Annotated in this window: 1 protein-coding gene; it reads right to left on the reverse strand. The window is 58.1% G+C overall.

The annotated features are described in order from the left end of the window. Positions 1-363 (reverse strand): transposase (locus KW848_RS31400; RefSeq protein ID WP_218539187.1); only part of this gene is annotated, 363 nt, incomplete at both ends.

A 363-nucleotide genomic window follows, 5' to 3' on the forward strand; every position in this document is an offset into this window, starting at 1 on the left:
CTTTCAGGCAGCGCTTCAATTGACCGAGCAAACCGGCTTCTTTGAGCTGATCGTTGATCGTCTTTTCGATCAGCGTCTCAAGCTGCTGCATGGACTTCACTTGCTCGGCAAAAGCCGCCTTGAGCAGTGGCTCATTCGACCAGCTCTGCACCAGGCCGACCCTGGCCTGGACCAAGGCTGCGCGACGGCGGAAAAGGCTCAGGAGCTGGCGGTACAGCGGTGAGGGCGGGGTCCAGGGACGCAACTCCTCGGCTTCGTTCTTCAGGTAACGAGCCAGCAGCTTGGCATCCAGTGCGTCGGTTTTGGCGCGGATCTTCACGCCTTCGCGATAATGTTTGAGTTCATAGCCTCCCACCATGTAAA

Origin of the sequence: Pseudomonas sp. PDM25, assembly GCF_019219045.1 — a bacterium.
In the GTDB taxonomy this organism is placed as follows: domain Bacteria; phylum Pseudomonadota; class Gammaproteobacteria; order Pseudomonadales; family Pseudomonadaceae; genus Aquipseudomonas.